Annotated in this window: 4 protein-coding genes; 2 read left to right on the plus strand and 2 right to left on the minus strand. The window is 67.8% G+C overall.

Translation table 11 applies throughout. From position 1 onward, the window contains the following. Positions 1-188: 188 nt before the first annotated feature. A complete protein-coding gene (locus tag IRZ30_RS16025; protein WP_294086586.1) occupies positions 189-683 on the minus strand; it encodes a peroxiredoxin in 495 nt (164 codons plus the stop codon). A gap of 123 nt (positions 684-806) precedes the next feature. Next, positions 807-1,853 carry a tryptophan--tRNA ligase gene (gene trpS / locus IRZ30_RS16030; protein WP_294086587.1) on the minus strand — a complete coding sequence of 349 codons (1,047 nt, stop codon included), beginning with the start codon at positions 1,851-1,853 and terminating at the stop codon, positions 807-809. 572 nt (positions 1,854-2,425) lie between these two features. Between trpS and IRZ30_RS16035 the strand changes: the two genes are divergently transcribed. Together IRZ30_RS16035 and IRZ30_RS16040 are read left to right on the plus strand one after the other, a co-directional pair. Next, on the plus strand, positions 2,426-3,028 hold the full coding sequence (locus IRZ30_RS16035; protein WP_294086589.1) for a sigma-70 family RNA polymerase sigma factor: 603 nt from the start codon (positions 2,426-2,428) through the stop codon (positions 3,026-3,028). A 20-nt stretch (positions 3,029-3,048) separates the two neighbouring features. Beyond that, a complete protein-coding gene (locus IRZ30_RS16040; protein WP_294086592.1) occupies positions 3,049-3,819 on the plus strand; it encodes an anti-sigma factor in 771 nt (256 codons plus the stop codon). Positions 3,820-4,218: the final 399 nt, after the last annotated feature.

The raw sequence follows: 4,218 nt of genomic DNA on the forward strand, positions 1-4,218 counted from the left end.
CCCCGGCCCCTCTCGGATGGAGCCCACCAGGGGAGAGGGGCGGTGATGGACTCCTGCACTCATACGAAGTGGCTCCGAGCCGGTCCGAATGGCACCGAGGCATGAGGCTTTCACGCTCGGAGCGCCGGGATGCGGCCGGCGCTCCTGGTCGGTGGGTGTCCTGACACTCAGGACAGGTGCTTGGATGGTCAGCCGGGCACCCAGGGGGGCACGTCGTCGGTGCCGGAGGTGACGTCCACCGGCTCAACGCCGAGCAGTTTGGCCACCTCGGCGCTCAGGTCGTCGATCGCCGGCTTCTGGAACCCCATCCCCTGCCAGACGATCTCGCCCTCCTGGTTGATGAGGAACACCGACGGCGTGGCCATGATGTCGTACGCGCGCGAGGTCGCGTAGTCGTCCTGGTCGACCAGGAGCGGGAAGGTCACCCCGTAGCGGCGCGCGAACGAGCGTGTGACGTTCGGCGAGTCCTGCGCGATCCCCCAGACGGTGAGACGATCCTTCGGGTACCGCTGGTAGATCCGCTCCAGGAAGGGAAAGATCGTCTTGCTCGCCTGGCAGGACGATTTGTAGATGCTGATCAGGACCGGACCGGTCTTGAGAGCCTCGGCCAGGCTGTGCTCTTGCCCTTCAGCAGCGTCCTTGAGCGTGAACTCGGGCGCTCTGGCACCGGCCTCCAGTGGCATCCCGCTTTCCTTTCCTGCCGCCGCGCCTCGGGCGTGGCGGACCAACCCGCTCCCCCTCACTCGCGACCGTGCCGGGCACGGTCGCATCCCCCATGCAATGCAACCATACCCTATCCGCGCCCGTTAGAGCTGCGGTAATCCAATCCCGGTGACGTCGCGGACGCGCTCCATCTTCGCCGCGGCGATCTCCCGTGCCCGTGCAGCACCCTCGTGCAGGATCCGCACCACCTCGGCCGGCTGGGCGCTCAACTCCTCCAGCCGCTGCTGGAGCGGCGCCAGGCGCTCGACGATGACGTCGGCGAGGTCCTGCTTGAAGGCTCCATAGCCCTGGCCCGCGTAACGCTCCTCCAGCTCCGGTATCGGAATGTCCGAGAAGAGGCTGTAGATGGTGAGCAGGTTGGAGATGGCCGGCTTCTCGTCCTCATCGTAGCGGATCTCGGTGCCCGAGTCGGTCACGGCGCGGCGGATCTTGCGCCGGATCACGTCCGGGCTGTCGCGCAGTTCGACGCGGCTGTTGGGGTCCGGGTCGCTCTTGCTCATCTTCTTGGTCGGATCCTGGAGCGACATGATGCGGGCCCCGGCTTCCTTAATGTCGGCGTCGGGCACGACGAAGGTCTCGCCGAAGGTGTTGTTGAAACGGATGGCCAGGTCGCGCGTCAATTCGATGTGCTGCTTCTGGTCCTCACCCACCGGCACCAGTGCCGCGTCGTAGAGCAGGATGTCGGCTGCCTGGAGCACCGGGTAGAAGAGGATGCCCGCGCCGACGCGCTCGCTCCCCTTCGACTTCTCCTTAAACTGCGTCATCCGGCGCAGCTCACCGTAGGTTGCCAGGGTACCGAGCATCCACGCCAGTTCGGTGTGCTCGCGCACGTCGGACTGGATGAAGAGGATCGAGCGCGCGGGGTCGATCCCGGCAGCCAGGAGCACGCTGGCCAGTTCGAGGTTGCGTGCCCGGAGGTCGGCCGGGTCGTAGGGGAGAGTCATGGCGTGCAGGTCGACAATGCAGAAGACGTTGTCGTAGTCGTCCTGCTGGCGGACCCAGTTGCGGATCGCCCCCAGGTAGTTACCGATGTGAATGCCGCCCGTGGGCTGGATGCCGGAGAAGACGCGCGGGCGCTGCTTCGGCGCGTCCGCGGTCTCACGGCTGGCGGTGGTGGCCTGTTGGACCATGTGCGCTGCGCCTTTCCGTACGATAGGTTCGCCCTGAGCCGATCGTCGCGGCCGGGCTCGAGAGCCAGTTCACATGCAAAAGACCTCCGCCCGCAAGGGACGGAGGTTGGTGTGTCAACTCCGCGGTGCCACCCTCATTGGGCGCCGATCAGGTGGGCGCCCCACTCGGTGAGCCTTTGGACCGGCATGCGCCGTCCGGGGCTCGGCTCCGTGGTAACGGTGGAGCTTCCGGCGCCGCCTACTGGCTGCGGCATCCCGCGCGTTCGGGGCGCGGCTCGCGGAACCATTCCGCGCCGCCGCCGGGTCGGCGTTCCACCGGCTGCCGACTCTCTGGGCCGCGTGTCGGCGCGTACTCGCTCCGGTCGTCGCCATTCACGCTCTCGCGTTGTCGGTCTGAGCCTACCAGTCGCTGGGAAAGGGTGTCAAGGCGAGGTTTTCCGACGGGTCGGTTATACTATGCGGTACAGGCGTACGACGGGGTAGGGGTGGAACGGGCCCGGATTTCAGCGGGAGACGCATCCTGTTGCGACGATCCGGACGTATATTGAAATGCCACGCCTGGTGGCCGGGGCGTGGCGGCTGCACAGGTCGGCATGGGCACTGACCTGCGGCAACTCCCTGACGACGAGCTCGTCCAGCGCATGCGCGAGGGTCAGGTCGAAGCGCTGGAAGTGCTCTATGATCGGTACGCGCGAGTCGTCTTTTCCTTCGCGGTACGGATCGTCGGGGATGGACTGCTGGCTGAGGAGGTGCTCCAGGAAGCGTTCATGCGCTCCTGGCAGCAGGCGGGCCGCTTCGAGAACGCCAGAGGGAGCTTCCCGAACTGGCTCTTGAGCATCACCCACAACCTCGCCATCGATGAGGTCCGCAAGCGTCAGCGCCGGCCCCAGCGCGCTGATCTGGTGGACATCGCCGACGTGCTGCGCAGCGAAGTCGATACGACGGCGGATGTGGAGGAGACCGCCGAGGCGTCGGAGCTGCGGGAGCGCATCCGCGCCGCAATGGCAACGCTGCCCCCCGCGCAGCAGCGGGTGATCGAGCTGGCCTACTTCGAGGGCCTGACCCAGCGCGAGATCGCAGCGCTGCTCAACGAACCGCTCGGCACGATCAAGACCCGCATGCGTCTAGGGATGCGGAAGCTCAAGGACGTGCTGGGCCCACAGGAGGAGCCGTAGGGCTGAGGACTGTTCGGGGTATGAGTGAGCACGAGGACCATCACGACGCGATAGCGGAGCTGATCCCGGCCTACGTGCTCGGTGCGCTGGAGCCGGATGAGATCGAGGCGGTCGAACTGCACCTCCTCGAGTGCCCGCAGTGTCGTGCGGAGGTCGAAGCGCAGCGCCAGGTCACCGCGCTGCTGCCCTACCTGGCCGAGCCGCGGTCGGTGCCCTTGCGTGCCCGTCGCGAGTTGCTGGCGCGGATCGATGCCGCACCGGTTCCAATCGCTACCCGGCGGCGCCTGTCCGGCCCGCTGGCGCGCCTCGGCTGGGTGGCGGCTGTCGCCGCGGTGCTGGTGGCCGCGGTGCTGGGGATCAACAGCCTGCGGATGCACGAGCAGGTCAAGCAGAAAGATCTGGAGTTGACGGCGGCCCAGGAGAGCCAGCGCGCCGTCGCACGCTTCGTCGGCTCACCCCGAGGCTTCGTCACCGCGCTGGAGAGCACCGGCGTCGCCCCCGGCGCTGAGGGGGGTGTGATCCTCGACCCGACCCGCAACGCCGCCCTGCTGATGGTGGACGGGCTGCCCAAGCCGTCACCGGGACAGGCCTACGTCGTCTGGATGGTGCGCGGCAACCAGCACTTCAACGTCGGCGTCCTCCCGGTCGGCAATGACGGCCGCGCGACCCTCTACATCTCCCCGCCCGACGCGCTGGCCAGCTACGACGGGATCGTCGTCACCGAGGAGTCCGGCCCGCTCGCCGCGAACCCCCGCGGCGTGCGGATGATGACCGCGCGCGTCGGCCAGTAGTATCCCCTTGCCGAGTCTTCACCACCGGGGCAAATGGGGTTTGGCGAGTTAGCCCCAGCTCCCCGCTGCCGGCGCCCGGTTGCTGTCATCCTTCACTCCGCCACCCGCTCTCGCGCGGCTGGCATCCTGAGCGCAGCGAAGGATCTCGCGTCGGACCGGCCACGCAGCGGAGAGATCCTTCGCTGCGCCGGGAGCGGCTGGCCGCCGCCCCCGGCTCCGCTCAGGATGACAACGCGGGGGGCGCGGACGGCTGTCGCGTTTACCGGATTAATTCGTCAAAGTTCATAAGCCGGCTGGGACACGGCAGGGTCCACATCCTGGCGAATGGATGCTCGGAACCGGCGCGTGCCCGGCGGCTTGAGCCCCGGGCACAGGCCGCGACGTGGGATCCGTCGCGCC

Origin of the sequence: Sphaerobacter sp. (assembly GCF_019683595.1) — a bacterium.
In the GTDB taxonomy this organism is placed as follows: Bacteria; Chloroflexota; Chloroflexia; order Thermomicrobiales; family Thermomicrobiaceae; genus Sphaerobacter.